The sequence below is a fragment of the Thiomonas sp. DCM-2 genome (assembly GCF_056820905.1).
Map to the genome: position 1 here is coordinate 2,308,718 of NZ_CM165962.1, position 18,860 is coordinate 2,327,577.

Annotated in this window: 15 protein-coding genes; 4 read left to right on the forward strand and 11 right to left on the reverse strand. The window is 64.9% G+C overall.

Features of this window, described 5'->3' with window-relative positions; translation table 11 throughout:
• Positions 1-5: 5 nt before the first annotated feature.
• The 5 genes from ccoO to hrpA all read right to left on the reverse strand — a co-directional run bounded on the left by ccoO (position 6) and on the right by hrpA (position 8,968).
• Entirely contained in the window at positions 6-647 is a 642-nt protein-coding gene (gene ccoO, locus AC1ZQA_RS11105; protein WP_482676960.1) for a cytochrome-c oxidase, cbb3-type subunit II, read from the reverse strand.
• Between the two features lie 19 nt (positions 648-666).
• Positions 667-2,109 carry a cytochrome-c oxidase, cbb3-type subunit I gene (ccoN, locus tag AC1ZQA_RS11110; RefSeq protein ID WP_482676961.1) on the reverse strand — a complete coding sequence of 481 codons (1,443 nt, stop codon included), beginning with the start codon at positions 2,107-2,109 and terminating at the stop codon, positions 667-669.
• A gap of 157 nt (positions 2,110-2,266) precedes the next feature.
• On the reverse strand, positions 2,267-2,476 hold the full coding sequence (ccoS, locus tag AC1ZQA_RS11115) for a cbb3-type cytochrome oxidase assembly protein CcoS (RefSeq protein WP_482676962.1): 210 nt from the start codon (positions 2,474-2,476) through the stop codon (positions 2,267-2,269).
• A gap of 9 nt (positions 2,477-2,485) precedes the next feature.
• Positions 2,486-4,996 carry a heavy metal translocating P-type ATPase gene (locus tag AC1ZQA_RS11120; RefSeq protein WP_482676963.1) on the reverse strand — a complete coding sequence of 837 codons (2,511 nt, stop codon included), beginning with the start codon at positions 4,994-4,996 and terminating at the stop codon, positions 2,486-2,488.
• A gap of 81 nt (positions 4,997-5,077) precedes the next feature.
• Positions 5,078-8,968 carry an ATP-dependent RNA helicase HrpA gene (hrpA, locus tag AC1ZQA_RS11125; protein ID WP_482676964.1) on the reverse strand — a complete coding sequence of 1,297 codons (3,891 nt, stop codon included), beginning with the start codon at positions 8,966-8,968 and terminating at the stop codon, positions 5,078-5,080.
• A gap of 50 nt (positions 8,969-9,018) precedes the next feature.
• Here hrpA and argA point away from each other — a divergent pair, with 50 nt between their 5' ends.
• The 4 genes from argA (at position 9,019) to AC1ZQA_RS11145 (ending at position 13,709) form a co-directional block, all read left to right on the forward strand.
• Positions 9,019-10,344 carry an amino-acid N-acetyltransferase gene (gene argA, locus AC1ZQA_RS11130; RefSeq protein WP_482676965.1) on the forward strand — a complete coding sequence of 442 codons (1,326 nt, stop codon included), beginning with the start codon at positions 9,019-9,021 and terminating at the stop codon, positions 10,342-10,344.
• 66 nt (positions 10,345-10,410) lie between these two features.
• Positions 10,411-10,683: an oxidative damage protection protein gene (locus tag AC1ZQA_RS11135; protein WP_482676966.1), complete on the forward strand. Its 273-nt coding sequence runs from the start codon at positions 10,411-10,413 to the stop codon at positions 10,681-10,683.
• A 267-nt stretch (positions 10,684-10,950) separates the two neighbouring features.
• Complete coding sequence (locus AC1ZQA_RS11140; protein ID WP_482676967.1) at positions 10,951-12,225, forward strand: OmpP1/FadL family transporter; 1,275 nt, start codon at positions 10,951-10,953, stop codon at positions 12,223-12,225.
• Between the two features lie 74 nt (positions 12,226-12,299).
• Positions 12,300-13,709 (forward strand): exonuclease domain-containing protein, encoded by a 1,410-nt coding sequence (locus AC1ZQA_RS11145; RefSeq protein ID WP_482676968.1) that lies wholly within the window; start codon positions 12,300-12,302, stop codon positions 13,707-13,709.
• On the opposite strand, the gene fdx is transcribed toward AC1ZQA_RS11145, so the two are convergent.
• From fdx to AC1ZQA_RS11175, 6 genes are all read right to left on the reverse strand, one after another.
• The gene (fdx, locus tag AC1ZQA_RS11150; protein ID WP_482676969.1) at positions 13,706-14,044 is read right to left on the reverse strand and encodes an ISC system 2Fe-2S type ferredoxin; all 339 of its coding nucleotides are present in this window, start codon (positions 14,042-14,044) and stop codon (positions 13,706-13,708) included. The genes AC1ZQA_RS11145 and fdx overlap by 4 nt on opposite strands.
• Before the next feature lie 25 nt (positions 14,045-14,069).
• Positions 14,070-15,977, reverse strand: coding sequence for a Fe-S protein assembly chaperone HscA (gene hscA / locus AC1ZQA_RS11155; RefSeq protein ID WP_482676970.1), 1,908 nt, complete (start codon positions 15,975-15,977; stop codon positions 14,070-14,072).
• Between the two features lie 79 nt (positions 15,978-16,056).
• The gene (gene hscB / locus AC1ZQA_RS11160; RefSeq protein ID WP_482676971.1) at positions 16,057-16,629 is read right to left on the reverse strand and encodes a Fe-S protein assembly co-chaperone HscB; all 573 of its coding nucleotides are present in this window, start codon (positions 16,627-16,629) and stop codon (positions 16,057-16,059) included.
• A gap of 38 nt (positions 16,630-16,667) precedes the next feature.
• Complete coding sequence (iscA, locus tag AC1ZQA_RS11165; protein ID WP_482676972.1) at positions 16,668-16,991, reverse strand: iron-sulfur cluster assembly protein IscA; 324 nt, start codon at positions 16,989-16,991, stop codon at positions 16,668-16,670.
• 48 nt (positions 16,992-17,039) lie between these two features.
• Positions 17,040-17,465, reverse strand: a complete 426-nt coding sequence (iscU, locus tag AC1ZQA_RS11170; protein WP_482676973.1) for a Fe-S cluster assembly scaffold IscU — start codon at positions 17,463-17,465, stop codon at positions 17,040-17,042.
• A 123-nt stretch (positions 17,466-17,588) separates the two neighbouring features.
• Positions 17,589-18,809, reverse strand: a complete 1,221-nt coding sequence (locus AC1ZQA_RS11175; RefSeq protein WP_482676974.1) for an IscS subfamily cysteine desulfurase — start codon at positions 18,807-18,809, stop codon at positions 17,589-17,591.
• Between the last annotated feature and the right edge of the window lie 51 nt (positions 18,810-18,860).

Below are 18,860 nucleotides of genomic sequence, written 5' to 3' on the forward strand. Positions count from 1 at the left end.
CTTCCTCAGTAGTTGATGTAGTTGGCCTTGGACTTGTAGTTGCTCAGCGCCGTGCCCAGCCCCTGGAGATAAGCGATCAGCGCATCTTCCTTGGTCTTGCCTTCGAGCTCCTGCGGAGCTGCAGCAATTTGGGCGTCGGTGTAGGGCACACCCAACGTGCGCATGGCGCGCATCTTGGCCTGGATCTGCCCGGCATCAGCAGGCTGGTGCTGCAGCCAGGTATAGGCCGGCATGATGCTTTCGGGAACCAGGTTGCGTGGCTGACGCAGGTGCAGGCGCTGCCATTCGTCCGAGTACTTGCCGCCCACGCGCGCCAGATCCGGGCCGGTGCGCTTGCTGCCCCACTGGAACGGGTGGTCGTAAACCGACTCGCCAGCCACCGAGTAGTGACCGTAACGTTCGACCTCCGCGCGCAGCGGGCGGATCATCTGCGAGTGGCAGAGATAGCAGCCCTCGGCCAGATACACATCGCGCCCCTCGAGCTGCAAGGCGGTGTATGGCTTGACGCCAGGAATGGGCTGGGTGGTGCTCTTGTCGAAGAACAAGGGCACGAGCTGAACCAGCCCGGCAATGCTGACGACAATCGCAACCAGCACGATCATCAGACCCACGTTTTTCTCGATGGTCTCGTGACTGAAAGAAGCCATGAATGTCTCCGGATAGTGATCAGGCGTGGGCCGGGGCCAGCGCGGGCACCGGGGCGTCGACAGGCTTGCCCTGACGGATGGTGCGATAGGCGTTGTAGACCATCAGGCACATGCCGAACAGGTAGATCGATCCGCCAATGGCACGGATGACGTAAAGCGGAATGACGGCCTTGACGCTTTCGATGAAGCTGTAGGTCAGCGAGCCATCGGCTTGCATGGCACGCCACATCAGGCCCTCGGTCACGCCGGCCACCCACAGCGAGGCGATGTAGAGCACCACACCGATGGTCGCGGTCCAGAAGTGGACTTCGATGAGCTTCTTGCTCCACATCTGGGTCTGGCCCCACAGGCGCGGGATCAGGTAGTACAGGCTGCCCATGGTGATCATGCCCACCCAGCCCATGGCACCAGAGTGCACATGGCCGATGATCCAGTCGGTGTAGTGGCCCAGCGCGCTCACCGTCTTGACCGACAGCATCGGTCCTTCGAAGGTCGACATGCCGTAGAACGACAGCGCGGTGATCAGGAACTTCAGGATGGGATCTTCACGCAGCTTGTACCAGGCGCCCGAGAGGGTCATCATGCCGTTGATCATGCCGCCCCAGGAGGGTGCGAGCAGGATGAGCGAGAACACCATGCCCAGCGATTGCGTCCAGTCGGGCAGCGCGGTGTAGAGCAGGTGGTGCGGGCCGGCCCACATATAGGTGAAGATCAGCGCCCAGAAGTGCACGATCGACAGGCGGTAGGAATACACCGGGCGCTCGGCCTGCTTGGGGATGAAGTAGTACATCATGCCCAGGAACGAGGTGGTCAGGAAGAAGCCCACCGCGTTGTGGCCGTACCACCACTGAATCATCGCGTCCTGTGCGCCGCCATAGACCGAGTAGCTCTTCCAGGAGAGCAGGCTGATCGGCAGCTTGATGTTGTTGACGATGTAGAGCAAGGCGATGGTGATGATGTAGGCGCCGAAGAACCAGTTGGCCACGTAGATGTGCGGGGTCTTGCGCTTGAACACCGTGCCGAAGAACACGATGGCATAGGCCACCCAGGTCACGACGATCAACAGGCTGATCGGCCATTCCTGTTCGGCATATTCCTTGGCGCTGGTGATGCCCAGCGGATAGGTGATGGCGCACAGCACGATCACCGCCGTCCAGCCCCAGAAGGTGAACTCGGCCAGCTTGGGCGCGAACAACGGCACCTGGCAGGTGCGCTGCACGATGTAGTAGGAGGTGGCGAACAGTGCCGTGCCGCCGAACCCGAAGATCACCGCGTTGGTGTGCAGGGGACGCAGGCGACCCCAGCTCAGCCATTCCATGCCATAGGTCATGTCGGGCAGGACCAGTTGCACCGCGATGAACACGCCGACCAGCATGCCCACGACGGCCCAGACCAAGGTCATCACCGTGAATTTGCGCACCAGCGCATAGTTGTATGTCTGCTTCAGCGTCAGATCACTCATCTGCTCCACCTGTTGATAAAAGGAAACGAACCGTAATGTAGAACATCATCATTTACTTATAGATACACCAAGTTGACATGTATCAACACATTGCAACGAGTAAGGGAAAGCACTAGGGATGCGGATGTGTCAATGCGACACACCGCCGCATTTCGCATCAGTCAGGCGACTTGGTCGGCGCGCTTTCGCTGGCTGCCTTGTCCGTTTTCACATCAGTCCTTGGACTGTCGTCATCCATCAGAATGGCGTGCGCCGGGCCTTCCATATCGTCGAACTGGCCGCTGCGCGCAGCCCACCACAACACCCCCACGATGAGCAGCACCAGCACCACGCTGATGGGAATGAGGATGAGCAGGGAGCCTTCCATGTTCCGCCTTCAGCGCGTTCTTGCTGATCGCTCGCGCCGCGCCAGCCGGGCGGCATTGAGCACCACCAGCAGGGAGGAAGAACTCATCCCCACAGCAGCCCAGACGGGTGTGATGTAGCCCGCCACGGCCAGGGGAATGGCCAGCAGGTTGTAGACCACGGCCCAGATCAGGTTTTGCCGCATCACGCCCACCGTGCGGCGGCCTGTGTCCACCAGCCGGGGCAGGGCCCGCATGTCGGGATGGTGCAGGATGACATCCGCTCCGGCCCGTGCAATCGGCGCGGCGCCTGCGAAACTCACGGACAGATCGGCAGCGGCCAGCACCGGGGCGTCATTCACGCCGTCGCCCACCATCGCCACCACCCTGCCCTGGGCGCGCAACTGGCGCACACGCGCGAGCTTGTCTTCCGGGCTCAGCCCGCCCTCGGCCTGCGCAACCCCAAGTTGCGCTGCCCATGCCTGCACGGTGCGCGGCGCATCCCCCGAGAGCACAGCCACCTCGGCCCCGCTGCTGCGCAAGGCCTGCAGGGCTTGCATTGCGCCCGGACGCAGGGTTTCTGCAATGTCGAATACGGCCAGCGGCCGCTGATCGAGGCTCAGGCCGAGGCGGGTCAGCGGGATGTCGCTGCGCTCAGGCGGCGCCGCATCGGCAACGCCGGAAAACGCCGCATTCCCCAGGCGCAATGTATGCCCGCGCCACTGGGCCTGCAGGCCGCCATGCGCGACGACGCGCAGATCCTGCACGGGCTCGACGGGGTCGCCTTCTGCCGCCGAGGCAGCGAAGGCACGCGCCAGCGGATGCTGCACCCCCTGCTCCATCGCCCGCGCCAGCGCCAGCACCCGCTCACTCGTGAACTCCGGGTCGAGCACCCGTACCTGCGCGACCACGGGCTCGGCCGTGGTCAGCGTGCCGGTCTTGTCGAACAGCCATAGATCGACCCTGGGCGCGCGATCGAGCGCATGCCCGCGCGCCAGCAGCACCCCGTGGCGCGACAGCTGCGCGGTGGACGCGGCCAGCGCTGCCGGCACCGCGAGCGACAGCGCGCAGGGGCAGCTCACCACCAGCACCGCGATCAGCGTGGGCATGATGCGCGCCGGGTCCAGCCACCACCACAGCCCCACCGTGAACAGCGCCACCAGCAACAGCCCCGCAGTGAACCACTGCGCCGCGACATCGGCGATCTGCGCCGAGCGTGGCTTGCTCGCCAGCGCATGCTGCATCAGCTCGACCATCTGCGCGATGCGCGTGCCAGCGCCGGTCTGTGTTGCGCGCAGCACCAGCGGCGACTGGCGGTTCATGCTGCCGGCCAGCACAGTGTCGCCCACCTGCTTGGGCACTGCGCGGCTCTCGCCGGTGAGCAGCGCCTCATCGACCAGCGAACTGCCGCCGATCACCACGCCGTCCACCGCGGCAGCGCTGCCACTGGGCAGCTCGACCTCGTCGCCCGCGCGCACCTGGGTGATGGCCACGCTGCGCCAATCGTCCGCGGCGCTGGCGCGCACCCGCACCGCGGCGGGCAGTTGCTCCATCAGCTCTTCGGCGGCGTTGAGACTGCGCTGGCGCAGCCCGTCCTCGATCAGCCGCGCGGTGAGCAGCAGCGCGAGAAACATCACCACCGAATCGAAATACACATGGCTTTGTCCATGCGCCACGCTCCACACGCTTGCGGCAAACGCACTCCACAAGCCGAGGGTGACCGGCACGTCCATCCCCAGACGGCGATTGCGCACATCACGCAGCGCGCCCATCAGGAACGGCCAGCCGGAGAACAGCAGCGCCGGCAGGGTCAGCGCCAGGCTGCCCCACTGGAAAATGCCCTGCTCAGCCGAGTTCAACCCCTCGGGGTCGATATAGCCGGGCCAGGCGAACATCATCACCTGCATCATCGCCAGCCAGGCAACCAGGGTGCGCAGTATCGCCAGACGCCGCGCGCGGCGGTGGCTGAGTTCACTCTGATGCCGCGCGTTGGGCAACGGCCGGTAACCCACCTCGGCCAGCGCCTGGAACACCTGTGGCAGTTGCACCGTGCGCGCGTCCCATTGCAGCGCAACCCGGCGCGTGGAGTAGTTGACCGTTGCGGCCAGCACGCCGGGAATCGCGCGCAGCCGCTGCTCGATCAGCCAGACGCAGGCGCCGCAGTGAATGCCGTCCACGGCGATCTGGGTGCTCCACTTGTCGTCACCCAGCGCAGTGGCGTAGGCGGCGAGAAAAGCGGGATCGGCCAGCGCCATCCATTGTTGATGCAGCCGGTCGATTTCCTCTGGCGGCAGCGCAGCGATCGCGCCTTCGCCAGCGGTGCGGCGGTCGTAATACGCGCACAACCCGCCCTGCACAATGATCTCGGCAGCGGCCGCGCAGCCCTGGCAACAGAAGCTGCGCCACTGGCCATCGAGTTCCATGCGCACCGGCGATTGGCCCAGCGGCAGACTGCAGTGATAGCAGCCGCCGTCGCCGGACAGGGGCACAGGCGCCTCTTGCTGCCCGCGGGCGCCGATCAGGGGAAGACTGGAACTCGACATGCCTGCATCGTAGAAGTCCGGCATCGGGCCGTCTTGAGATGTATCAAGGAGTTTCTATCTGTTGATGCGGGTAAACCCGCATCACCCTTCCCACTGCGCCCAGACCTTTTCCAGACGCTTGAGCGACACCGGCATCGGCGTGCGCAGCTCCTGCGCGAACAGCGACACCCGCAGCTCCTCGAGCAGCCAGCGCAAGTCCTGCAGCCGCTGCGGCAGGATGCCCCGATACTGCGCCGCCTCGCGCTGCCAGCGCGAAAGCCAGGGCGCGAGCTGGGCGCGCAACTGGGCGTCGCGTTCCGGATCGGCACGGAACTTGTCCAGCCGCCGCAGGATGGCCTGCAGATAGCGCGGGAAATGGCCGATCTGCGCCACCGGGGTCTGGGCGATGAACTGTGCGGGCAGCAGCGCCTGCAGCTGCGCGCGAATGTCTGCTGTCAGCTCGGGCTGGTTCTTGAACCCGGCCAGTTTTTTCTGAACCTGCGCATACCCTTCGAGAATCTGCCCGGCCAGCCGCGCCACCTCGGCGGCGAGTAGCTGAAATCGCGGTTTGCCCTCGGCCAGCCGCTGCGCGAACGCGGCCTTGTCCGCTGGCAACGGCTCAGACAGAAAGGCGCGGTCGAGCGCGGCGTCGATGATCTGCGTGCGCAGGATCTCGGCGGTGCCCAGCGACAGGAACAGCATCGCGGACTGCTGAAATCCGGGCAGGCTCTTTTCCGCATGCCGGATCTGCTCGCGCAACTGCAGCGCGAACAGCCGCCGCAGACCGCCGCGGTGCAGACGCGCGGCCTCCTCGGCGGTGTCGAACACCTCCACATCGACCACGCTGCCCTTGTCGAGCAGTGCGGGAAAACCAATCAGGGTGTGCGCGCCGCGGCGCAGTTCCAGCAACTCGGGCAGTGCGTCGAAGCTCCAGTCGGTCAGGCCCCGGAGCGCATCGGCGGGCTGGTCGGTTGGCACGGCAACCGGGGGAGCGTTCGTGCCCTGCGGCGACGCCGCAGGCGTCTGCGCCTCGCGTTGCGGAAGGCGCGTGCGCAGCTTGGCGAGTTCGGCAAAGGCGCTGCGCGAGGCCTGGCCGTGGTCGGCGCGCAGCTTGTCGATGTCGCGCCCGGAGTCGATGCGGCGGCCGTGCGCGTCGATCACCTGCACATGAAAAAACAGATGCGGCCCCAGGGTTTCGAGCTTGAAGTCGGTGCGCTGCAGCGCCAGCCCGGTGCGCTCGCGCACCAGATCGCGCAGCGCATCGAGCAGGTCGCCCTGGCCGAAGCGCTCGGGCGCGGTGAGCTGCTGCGCGAACTCCTCGGCGGTCTGCGGCAGCGGCACCAGCCGCGCGCGCGGGCGCTGCGGCAGGCTTTTGAGCAGCGCAAACATCTTTTCCTTGAGCAGGCCCGGCACCAGCCATTGCAGCCGCTGCGCCGGAATCTGGTTGAGCGCGGCCAGCGGCGCGAGCACCGTGACCCCGTCGCGCGTGCCGCCGGGGTCGAAGGTGTATTCGAGCTGCAATTCGAGCGCGCCCAGCCGCAGGCGGTTGGGAAACGTCTCGGTGGTGATGCCCGCAGCCTCGTGGCGCATCAGTTCGTCGCGCTGCAGGAACAGCAGCCGGGGGGTCGTGCGCACCGCGTCGCGGTACCAGCGGTCGAAACTTGCGCCACTGTGCACGTCTGCCGGGATGTGCCGGTCGTAAAAGGCGTAGATCAGTTCGTCATCGACCAGCACGTCCAGGCGCCGCGCCTTGTGCTCGAGTTTCTCGATCTCGGCGATCAGCGCGCGGTTGTGCGCGAAGAACGGCCATTTGCAGTCCCACTCGCCCTCGACCAGCGCCTGCCGGATGAAGATGTCGCGCGCCTGCGCGGGGTCGAAGCGGCCGAAGTCCACCCGCCGCTGGTTGTAGACCACCAGCCCGTAGAGCGTGGCGCGCTCGAACGCAGTCACCTGCGCCGGGCGCTTTTCCCAGTGCGGGTCGAGCAGACTGGTCTTGAGCAGATGCGCGCCCACGGCCTCCAGCCACTGCGGCTCGATGCGCGCCACGCCGCGGGCGTACAGCCGGGTGGTGTCGACCAGTTCGGCGGCCATGATCCAGCGCCCGGCCTTGCGCCCGAGCGGCGAGGAGGGGTGGATGGCGAAACGGATGCCGCGCGCGCCCAGATACGCCGGGTCGTCGTCGCCACGGTAGCCGATGTTGCCCAGCAGCCCGGCGAGCAGCGCGCAGTGGATTTGTTCATAGGTCGCCGGGGCGGTGTTGAGCCGCCAGCCCTGCTCGGCGACCAGGGTGTGGAGTTGGCTGTGCACATCGTGCCACTCGCGCAGCCGCAGCGGCGAAAGGAATTGGCCGCGCAGGTCGGCCCACAGCTTGCGCTGCGACTTTTTGTGTTCGACCGCTGCGTTGTAGTGCGCCCAGAGTTTGAGCCAGCCGAGAAACTCCGAACGCTCGTCGGCGAATTTCCGGTGCGCCTCGTCGGCCGCCTGCTGGGCTTCGGCGGGACGCTCACGCGGGTCCTGCACCGACAGCGCCGCGGCGATGATCAGCACTTCGGCGAGCGACTCGCGGTTGCGCGCTTCCAGAATCATGCGGCCGATGCGCGGGTCGAGCGGCAGGCGCGCGAGCTCCCGGCCCAGCGGCGTGAGCGCGTTGCGCGCATCGACCGCGCCGAGCTCGGCCAGCAGTTGATAGCCGTCGGCAATCGCCTTGCCCGGCGGCGCGTCGATGAACGGGAAGTCCTCGATCGCATCGAGCCCAAGCGATTTCATCCGCAGAATCACCGTCGCCAGCGACGAACGCAGCACCTCCGGGGTGGTGAAGCGCGGGCGCGACAGAAAGTCGGCTTCGTCATACAGCCGGATGCACACGCCGTTGGCCACCCGCCCGCAGCGCCCTGCGCGCTGCTGCGCCGCGGCCTGGCTGATCGGCTCGACCTGCAGCAGCTCGACCTTGTTGCGGTAGCTGTAGCGCTTGACCCGCGCCAGCCCGGCATCGATGACATAACGAATGCCCGGCACGGTCAGCGAGGTCTCGGCCACATTGGTCGCCAGCACGATGCGCCTTGCGCCGCCGCTGGCGAACACGCGCTCCTGCTCGGCCTGCGACAGCCGCGCATACAGCGGCAGGATGTCCACCGCCTGCCGCCCGGTCTGCAGATGATGCTTGCGCAGCGCGGCCTCGGTGTCGCGAATCTCGCGCTCGCCGGGCAGGAACACCAGAATGTCGCCCGGCCCGATCCGCCACAGTTCGTCGACCGCATCGCAGATCGCCGCGGCCTGGTCGCGGTCGTCGCCCTTGTCCTGGCCGAACGGCCGCCAGCGCACCTCCACCGGGTACAGCCGCCCCGAGACTTCGATCACCGGCGCCGGCCCCTTGGCCGAGCGGAAATGCTCGGCAAAGCGCTCGGCGTCGATGGTTGCCGAGGTGACGATGAGCTTCAGATCGGGCCGCCTTGGCAGCAACTGCTTCAGATACCCGAGCAGCACGTCGATGTTCAGGCTGCGCTCGTGTGCCTCATCGATGATCAGCGTGTCATACGCACGCAGCAGCGGGTCGCTTTGCGTCTCGGCCAGCAGAATGCCGTCGGTCATCAGCTTGACCGACGCGCCGGGCTGCAGCCGGTCGTTGAACCGCACCTTGTAGCCGGCGATCTGCCCGAGTTCGCTGTCCAGCTCTTGCGCGATGCGCCGGGCGATGCTCACCGCCGCCAGCCGCCGCGGCTGGGTATGGCCGATCAGCCCGCTGCCGCCCGCGCCCAGACCGCGGCCGATCGACAGCGCGATCTTCGGCAGTTGCGTGGTCTTGCCCGAGCCGGTCTCGCCGCAGACGATGATCACCTGATGATCGCGCAGCGCCTGCGCGATGTCCTCGCGCCGCTGCGACACCGGCAAGCCTTCCGGAAACCGCACCGCGCCCACCGGCGTGGCCGCCACGGGCGGGCGCGGTGTCGCGGGCCTGCGCGGGTGGGGTGGACGGGCGAAGATCTGTTCGGGCATGGAAGACAACAAAATCGGAAAGCAACCCGCCATTTTCGGATAATCGCGGCATGATTGCCCAGCAAGAACAATTCGTCGGTTGGCTGCGCTCCGTCGCGCCTTACATCCACGCCCATCGCGGCAAGACCTTCGTCGTGGCCATTGCCGGCGAACTGATCGCCGCCGGGCTGCTCAATGCCCTGGTGCAGGATGTGGCATTGCTCACGGCAATGGGCGTGCGCATCGTGCTGGTGCATGGCTTTCGCCCGCAGGTCGAGGCCCAGTTGCGCGAAAAGGGCGTGGGGGCGCGCTACTCGCACGGCATGCGCGTGACAGACGAGGTGGCGCTCGACGCCGCGCAGGAAGCCGCCGGGCAACTGCGCTTCGAGATCGAGGCCACCTTCTCGCAAGGCCTGCCCAACACGCCGATGGCCGGGGCGACGGTCCGCGTGGTGTCGGGCAATTTCATCATTGCCCGCCCCGTGGGGGTGATCGACGGCCTGGACTTCCAACACACCGGACTGGTGCGCAAGGTCGATGCGCCCACCATCCAGCGCGCGCTGGAATATGGCGCGGTCGTGCTGATGTCGCCCTTCGGCTATTCCCCCACTGGCGAAGCCTTCAACCTCAGCATGGAAGACGTGGCCAGCAGCGTCGGGGCGGCGATCAAGGCGGAAAAGCTCATCCTCATCACCGAGGTGGATGGCGTGATCGACGACGCGCACAACCTCATTCCCGAGCTCACCGTGGCGCAGGCCGAGCAACTGCTCGCCCGCCTGCCCGACCCGCAGCAACCGACCGACACTGCGTTCTACCTGCGCCACGCGGTGCGCGCGGTGCGCGGCGGCGTGGCGCGCGCGCACATCGTGCCGTTTGCAATCGACGGCTCGCTGCTGCTCGAACTGTTCACCCACGACGGTGTGGGCACCATGATCGCCGACGAGCACCTCGAACATCTGCGCCAGGCCACCGCAGACGACGTCGGCGGCATCCTGCAACTGATCGAGCCGCTGGAGGAGCAGGGCGTGCTGGTCAAGCGCAGCCGCACCGAAATCGAGCGCGACATCGGCTATTACACCGTGCTCGAGCACGACGGCATCATCTTCGGTTGCGCCGCGCTCTACCCCTACCCGGCACACAAGACCGGCGAAATGGCCGCGCTCACCGTCCACCCATCGGCGCAGGGACAGGGCGACGGCGAGCGCATCCTCAAGCACATCGAACAGCGCGCCCGCGCGCAGGGCCTGCAGAGCATTTTCGTGCTCACCACCCGCACCATGCACTGGTTCCTCAAGCGCGGCTTCGTGCTGGTCGAGCGCGAATGGCTGCCGCCCGAGCGCCGCTTGCGCTACGACGACCAGCGCCGCTCGCGTGTGCTGGTCAAGCACCTGAACTGATCCTCTCCAGACGACGGCCATCCAGGCACCGTCGCCCCTTTTCTTTCATCCTGACAGGACACCCCCATGACCCGCATGATCCACTGCATCAAACTCGGCCGCGAGGCGGAAGGCCTCGATTTCGCCCCCTACCCCGGCGAACTCGGTGCGCGCATTTACAACAACGTATCCAAGGAAGCCTGGGCAGCCTGGCTCAAGCACCAGACCATGCTGGTCAATGAAAACCGTCTCAACCTCGCCGACGCCCGCGCCCGCCAATACCTGGCGCGGCAGATGGAGAAATATTTTTTCGGCGAAGGCGCCGAAATGCCACAAGGCTATGTGCCACCCACGGCCTGAGCCCGCCGCTGCGCACCTCTGAAATCAACAGCGGCACTTGCCGCGCATACTGTTGGCAGTATTTTTGGGCAGCGGATCGGCTGACTGCTACAACAATTCACATTGTTGTGCAATCAACACTAAACACAATGTGGTGTATGCGCTGGCTCTCCTACCATCCTGAAAGCCTCAAATACTCAATTCAGTATTTCGAGCCATCGCCGTGATTCTGCGGCGCTATCAACCACCGATGGAGGCCGGGTTTCCCACCCGGTAGGAGATAACAGAATGCAATTCAAGAAACTGGCACTCGCGCTGGCCCTGGCCGGCATCGCCCTTCCCGCTGCGCACGCGACCAACGGTTATTTTCAACCTGGGTTCAGTGTGAAATCCGTGGGGATGGGTGGCGTTGGGATCGCTTTCCCGCAAGATGCCCTAGCTGCCGCAATCAACCCTGCCGGAATGGTCGATATTGGCAATCGCCTGGATTTTGGCGTGAGCGCATTCCAGCCCAAGCGTAACGCCAGCCTCAGCTCGGACGCGACCTTCATGGGCTCTCCAGTTGGCGGCAGCTACGGCGGCAACGATACCAAAACATTCATCATTCCTGAATTTGGCGTGAACTACATGCTCAACCCGACGATGTCGGTTGGTGTGAGCGTCTATGGCAACGGTGGCCTGAACACGGGTTACTCGAATATTTTTCCGCCTTTCCAGAAAGGCACTGGCGTAGACCTGCAGCAGCTGTTCATCGCGCCGACCTTTGCGATGAAAGTAAATGACTCGAACTCGATCGGGATTGCACTGAATTTGGTTCATCAATCTTTCCGGGCGAATGGTTTGCAGGCTCTTTGCCACTTCCCCATTACAAATAATCCAAACGGCCCCTTTCTTTCGGCGGCGCCCTCGAACTGCTCCGATAATGGCCATTCGGATTCGAATGGTGTAGGAGTGCGGATCGGCTGGATCGGGCAGCTCACACCGACGCTGTCCCTAGGCGCAACGTACCAGTCTGAAACGCATATGCAGAGTTTCGGCAAGTACAGCGGCTTGTTCGCCGAGGGTGGAAAATTCAACATTCCGGCGAACTACGGTGTCGGTGTTGCGTGGAAAGCAACGCCAGCGTTGACCGTTGCCGCTGATGTGGTGCGCATCGACTACGGCAGCATCCCCGCGATCGCAAATGGCATGCTTCCCGGGCAGCTCGGCGGCCAGACCAATGGCCCGGGTTTCTCCTGGAAGAGCATCAATGTCTATAAGCTGGGCGTCGCATACCAGGTCAACGAAGCGCTGACGGTGCGCGCGGGCTGGAACCATGGCGATAACCCGATCGACTCGTCCAACATTCTGTTCAATACCCTGGCACCCGGCGTGGTCAAAGATCACCTGACCCTGGGCGCGACCTATGCCGTGGCGAAGAACATGGAAGTCTCATTCGACTATGTCCACGCATTCGGCAATTCGGTCTCGGGACCATTGCCGGGCAACTTCGGCTTTACCGGGACCGAAACGCTCAGCATGAGCCAAAACGTCCTGGGTGTGTCGCTGGGCTGGAAATACTGATCCAGTCCATCACCCGTTCGACGAACCGCGGCTGATGCCGCGGTTTTTTTGTTCGTTGCAGAGACAATTGCATCATGCTGCCCTGCTACGTTCTGCTCGACCTCGAGACCACCGGCTCAAACCCTGTGCATGACCGCATCACCGAAGTGGCCGCGATGCGGGTGGAACAGGGCAATGTGGTGGCGAAGTGGAGCCGGTTGGTCCAGCCGGGGCAGCGCATCCCGCCGTTCATTCAGCAACTCACCGGGATCGACGACGCCATGGTGGCGGATGCGCCCGAATTTGGCGCGGTACTGCCGGACTTGCTCGCGCTGCTCGACGGCGCGGTTCTGGTGGCGCACAACGTGCGTTTCGATCATGGGTTTCTCAAGCAGGCGGCGGCACGTGAAGGTGTGGACCTGCGGGTGAAAACGCTGTGCACCGTGCGCCTGTCGCGCAAGCTGTACCCGCAGGCGCGCGGACACGGGCTGGACGCCATCATGCGCCGTCATGGCCTGCACACCACGGCACGGCACCGCGCCATGGGGGACGTGGAGTTGCTGCACGCGTGGCTGGGAATCGCCATGGCGGAACGCGGCGCGCCTGTGGTGCGGGCTGCTGCACAGGAGTTGCTGCGTGGCAGCGCCAGCGTGCCGCCGCAACTGGAAACACCGATCGACGACATTCCCGACGGCCCTGGCGTCTATCTTTTCTATGGCGAGGGTGAGATTCCGCTCTACGTCGGCAAAAGCGTGCGGCTGCGCAGCCGGGTTTTGTCGCACTTTCAGGCCGATCACCGCGACGCGAAGGAGATGCGCATCGCGCAGGAGGTACGGCGAGTGGAGTGGCGAGAGACCGCTGGAGAACTTGGTGCCCTGTTGCTGGAAGCGCGGCTGGTCAAGTCCCTGCAGCCCCTGCTCAACCGGCAATTGCGCAGCGAACGCCAGTTGTGTGCGTGGCGTCTGGCGGACAGCCCGGATGCCCGACCACTGCTCACCCTGGTGCGTGGTAACGATCTCGATCCGCGGCAGTTCCAGCGCCTGTATGGCACCTATCGCAGCAAGCGACAAGCAGTCGAGAGCCTGCGCACGCTGGCGGAACGTCACGGACTATGCCCGCAGGCTCTGGGACTGGAATCGGGCAAGGGGCGGTGCTTTGCGCAACAGATCGGTCGGTGCAAAGGGGTCTGCTGTGGGCTGGAGACTGCCGAGCAACACCATGTCCGCCTGCAATTGGCACTGGCAGCGGAGCGGCTGCGAGCCTGGCCCTATGCCGGGCCGATCGGCCTGCGCGAGCATGACGCACAGCGCGAACGCACGGACATTCATGTGTTCGATCAGTGGCGGCATCTCGCCACAGTGCGAAGCCAGACGGAACTGAGCGATCTGCTCGAAGGCCGGCGTGACGACGCGCCGGGCGGCTTCGACCTCGATACCTATCGCTTGTTGCTGAGCCGATTGCTGGGGGCCAAGGGGCCGCCACCCGGTCTGCTGCGGCTTGCCTAACCGTGCTCCTTGGCGTGGTTGATCGAGTATTTAGGAATCTCGATGGTCACGTCCTGATCGGACAGGATGGCCTGACAGGACAGACGCGACGTGGGCTCCAGGCCCCAGGCGCGGTCGAGCAGGTCTTCCTCGCTTTCGTCGGGCTCGCCCAGGCTTTCATAGCCTTTGCGCACGACCACGTGGCAGGTGGTGCAGGCGCACTGCATGTCGCAGGCATGCTCGATGGGCACGCCATTTTCCAGCAAGGCTTCACAAATGGACGTGCCACGCCCGGCACGCACCTGCTTGCCTTCAGGACAGTATTCGGAGTGCGGCAGGACGGTGATGATGGGCATGGTGCGGAAAGAGAGGGGAAATGGTTCAGCGTGTGCCGGAGGGCTGCGCGTCGGTCAGCCGTGCGATCTGGTCGACCGACTGGCCCGAAAGGGCGCGCTGAATGCTGCGGTTCATGCGGCGCGCGGCGAAGGCGTCGGTCTGGCGGGTCAGCGCGTCGGTGGCGTTGCGAATCTGATCGATGTCTGCGCCCTGCTCGGCCTGCGCCAACGCGGCCATGCCGGCATGAATCAGGGCGTCTTCTTCTGGGCTGAGCAGATCGCGGTCAAGCTGCATGGCGGTTCGCGTGGCGGCGAGCAGCGCCTGCGCATCCACCCGGGCTTCCTGCAGCATGCGCGCGGTGCGGTCGTCCTGGGCGTGGGCAAAGCTGTCCTGCAGCATCTGCGCTATCTGCGCGTCGTCCAGCCCATAGGCCGGTTTGACCTGCACCTGCGCCTGCACCCCGGTGGTGAGTTCCTGGGCGCTGACTTCAAGCAGGCCGTCGGCATCCACGGCGAACGTCACGCGGATGCGCGCGGCCCCCGCCACCATCGGTGGGATGCCACGCAGCTCGAAGCGCGCCAGCGAGCGGCAGTCGCTCACCAGTTCGCGTTCGCCCTGCACCACATGAATGGCCATGGCGGTCTGGCCATCGCGAAAAGTGGTGAAGTCCTGCGAACGCGCCTGGGGAATGGTGCTGTTGCGCGGCAGGATGTGCTCGACCAGCCCGCCCATGGTTTCTATGCCGAGCGACAGGGCAATGACGTCGAGCAGCAGCACATCGTCCGCCCCGGCATTGCCGGCCAGCGCATTGGCCTGTATGGCTGCGCCCAGCGCCACCACCTGATCGGGGTCGAGGTCCGTCAGCGGCGCCTTGCCCATGGCGTGCTGCACCGCTGCGCGAACCATGGGCATGCGTGTGGCCCCGCCCACTAGGACCACGCCCTGCACCTCGGCTGCCTGCACCTGGGCATCGCTCAGGGCGCGGCGCAACAGGCTCAGGGTGCGTTGCACCAGATCGGCGCTGACCTGCTCGAACTCTGCACGGCGCAGCGTTCCGCTCCAGGTGGTGCCATCAGGCAAAGGTGCCGAGCAGGATGTGCTGTCATGGTCGCTCAGAGCCTCTTTGGCCGTGCGTGCCGCCATGCGCCACTGACGCTGCTGACTGGGGGTCAGTGCGGACCACAGCGCGGGACCACCTGCCTGGGTCAGCATCAGGTCCATCAGGCGCTGATCGAAATCGTCGCCCCCCAGGGCGGTGTCGCCGCTGGTGGCGACCACCTCGAACACGCCTTTGCTCAGACGCAGCACGGACAGATCGAATGTGCCGCCTCCGAGGTCGTAAACCACATACAGACCTTCGGCACCGCGGTCGAGGCCATAGGCCAGCGCGGCTGCTGTGGGCTCATTGATCAGCCGCAGCACATGCAGCCCGGCCAACTGCGCCGCGTCCTTGGTGGCCTGGCGCTGGCCGTCGTCGAAATACGCGGGGACGGTGATCACCGCGCCGAGCAGTTCGCCGCCCAGGGTCTCTTCGGCACGCCAGCGCAACACGCGCAAGATATCGGCCGACACCTGAACCGGGGTCATTTCGCCCGCCGCAGTCTGAAAGCGCACCATGCGCGGATCGTCTGCGATGCGGTAATGCGCCAGCGCGTGTTCGGGCAGATCAGCCGGACTGCGCCCCATGAAGCGCTTGACGGACACGATGGTATTGGCCGGGTCGAGCGCCTGCTCCTCGCGGGCGCGAAGCCCCACTTCGGCGCGGCCATCGGCGTGGTAGTGCACAACGGAAGGCAGCAGCACCTGGCCCTGTGCATCCGGCAGACACTGCGGCGCACCGCTGCGCACTGCGGCAACGAGGGAGTGGGTGGTGCCCAGGTCGATGCCGACAGCGCGCCGATGCTGATGCGGGTCGGGCGATTGCCCAGGTTCGGAGATTTGCAGCAGAGCCATGTGGAGGAATGCGTTGTCGCGTCGGCCGCAGAATCAGGCGATCAGTCTGCGGGGCACGTCGCGAAGGATCAGTGCGGTATCAATCGGAGCGTTGCGGCAGGGCGTCTGCGGCGCGGCGCAATTCTTCAATGAAGCGGTCCAGGAAGAGCAAGGCGCGCACCTGCTCGGCAGCAATCTGCGGAGCATTGTCCACGTCGAGCGCCTGGGTGATGGCGGCCATGCGCTGCGTGCGCTGCGCCTGCACTTGCGCATGCAAGGCCTGCAAACCCGCCGCATCCGCCGCATCACGCAGTTCCTCAAGGGCTTCGCGCCATTGCATCTGCTGCATTAAGAAATCGGCGGGCATGGCGGTATTGTTCTCCGCCTGCACCGGCACCCCGCGGCGTTCGCACAGGTAGGCTGCCCGCTGCACCGGATTCTTCAGGACGAGGTACGCGGCGTTGGCCTGAGCGGCCCACTGCATGGCCAGGCGCTTGTCGCGGTCTGTGCCAGCGGCAAACCGGTCTGGATGGATCTGCGTCTGCACCGCGAGCCGGGCACGCTCCAACTGTGCCAGATCGAGTGCAAACTTTTCGGGAAGGCCGAACAGGTCGAAGTGCGACTCCGGCAAGCGCGGCAACTGAGACGACCGAGGCGAATGGGACAAATCCATCAAGACGTCTGCATGGAACGGCACATGATCTTGCCGGATCAGATACGGAACGACTCGCCGCAGCCGCAGCGGTCTTTTTCGTTCGGGTTGTTGAACGCAAAACCTTCGTTCAAGCCCTGGCGCACAAAATCGAGTTCGGTGCCATCGACATAGGCCAGGCTCTTGGGATCGACCAGGATCTTCACGCCGTGGCTCTCGAAAGTCTGGTCTTCCGAGGATGCATGGTCGACGAATTCGAGCTTGTAGGCCATGCCGGAACAGCCCGTGGTCTTGACGCCCAGACGCACGCCAACGCCCGAGCCACGTTTGGCGAGATGGCGCTGCACCTGCTGCGCAGCGCGTTCGGTCAATGTGACTGCCATGCTGATGTCTTTCCGTGGTGTGGAACGGTCTGCGTCAGGCGGTCTGAGTCAGGCCGTCTGCGCCTCGGCGCTGCGCGGCGCCTGCGCGGCGCCGAGCCCGTGCCGCTGCTGATAGTCGCTCACTGCGGCCTTGATGGCGTCTTCCGCCAGGATGGAGCAGTGGATTTTCACTGGTGGCAGCGCCAGTTCCTCCGCAATCTGGCTGTTGCGAATTTCCAGCGCCTGATCCAGCGTCTTGCCCTTGACCCATTCCGTCACCAGGGACGAGGAGGCAATGGCCGAACCGCAGCCATAGGTCTTGAAGCGGGCGTCCTCGATCACACCCTGGTCGTTCACGCGGATCTGCAGCTTCATGACATCGCCACAGGCTGGCGCACCCACCATGCCGGTACCCACCTGCGGATCGTCCTTGGCAAACGAGCCAACGTTCCGCGGGTTTTCATAGTGATCCACAACTTTGTCGCTATAGGCCATGATGCGTTCTCCTTGATGCAGGTCCGCCGCATAGGGCTGACACCTGCGTTTTAATCTTGATCGCTATTGTCGGCTATTCGGACAACCCTGATGCGGGAGGGCCATTGTGAGGCCGATGCGAGGTCAATGCGCGGCCCACTGGATGGTGCTGATGTCGATGCCTTCCTTGTACATGTCCCACAGCGGAGAAAGGTCGCGCAGCTTGGCCACGCTGTCGCGCAACTGGCGCACCGCAGAGTCGATCTCTTCCTCGGTGGTGTAGCGGCCGATGGTCATGCGCAGCGAGGAATGCGCCAGCTCGTCGCTGCGACCCAGGGCGCGCAGCACATAGGACGGCTCCAGGCTGGCCGAGGTGCAGGCCGATCCGCTGGACACTGCAATGCCCTTGATGGCCATGATGAGCGACTCGCCCTCGACATAGTTGAAGCTGATGTTGAGGTTGTGCGGCACGCGGCGTTCCAGATCGCCGTTGACATAAACCTCTTCGATGTCTTTCAGCCCGTCGAGCAGGCGCTGCTGCAGCATGCGCGCACGCTCGATGCCCGCACCCATCTCGGCCTTGGCAATGCGGAAGGCCTCTCCCATGCCGACGATCTGGTGCGTGGGCAGCGTGCCCGAGCGCAGGCCGCGCTCGTGGCCACCGCCGTGCATTTGCGGGATCAGACGCACCCGTGGCTTGCGCCGCACGTAGAGCGCGCCGATGCCCTTGGGGCCATAGGTCTTGTGCGAGGCCAGGCTCATCAGGTCGACCGGCCAGGCCTGCAAGTCGATCACCATCTTGCCGGTGGCCTGCGCAGCGTCCACATGAAAAATGATGCCGCGCTCGCGGCAGATGCGGCCGATCTCGGGGATGTCCTGAATCACGCCGATCTCGTTGTTCACCAGCATGACCGACACCAGAATGGTGTCGGGTCGAAGCGCCGCCTTGAACACGTCGAGGTCGAGCAGACCGTTGGACTGCACGTCGAGATACGTTGCCTCGAAGCCGCGGCGCTCCATTTCGCGCACCGTGTCGAGCACAGCCTTGTGCTCGGTCTTGACGGTGACGATGTGCTTGCCCTTGCCCTGATAAAACTCGGCAGCACCCTTGATGGCGAGATTGTTCGATTCAGTGGCACCGGAAGTCCAGATGATCTCCTTGGGGTCGGCATTGATCAGCGCAGCGACCTGCTCGCGCGCCGTCTCCACCGCGGCTTCGGCCTCCCAGCCCCAGGCATGACTGCGCGACGCCGGATTGCCGAAATGCTCGCGCAGCCAGGGAATCATGGCATCGACCACGCGGGGATCGACCGGTGTGGTCGCGGCGTAGTCCATGTAGATGGGCAGATGAGGTGTCGTGGACATGATGAGAATGCTCAGGGAACGGTTTTTATGTGGTGCAGCACCAGCGGCGGT